The following is a 255-nucleotide window of genomic DNA, read 5'->3' on the forward strand; positions in this document are numbered from 1 at the left end:
GAGCAGTGGCATTTGGTCATCACCACCCACCACATCCTGCTGGACGGCTGGTCGATGCCGCTGCTCATGCGGGACATGCTGGTGCTGTACGCGGTGCGCGGCGACCAGACCGCGCTGCCGCGGGTGGTCTCCTACCGCAACTTCCTCGGCTGGCTGGCCGGGCGCGACCGGGACGCTTCGCTGCGCGCCTGGGCGACGGCGCTGGACGGCGTCACCGAGCCCACGCAGCTCGCGCCGCAGGCCAGGGGCACGGAG

Annotated in this window: 1 protein-coding gene; it reads left to right on the forward strand. The window is 72.2% G+C overall.

What is annotated here, in order from left to right; genetic code table 11:
* On the forward strand, nt 1-255 hold a 255-nt coding region (locus IU459_RS38150; RefSeq protein ID WP_195134382.1), incomplete at both ends, for a condensation domain-containing protein.

Source organism: Nocardia amamiensis (genome assembly GCF_015477605.1).
Classification (GTDB): Bacteria; Actinomycetota; Actinomycetes; order Mycobacteriales; family Mycobacteriaceae; genus Nocardia; species Nocardia amamiensis_A.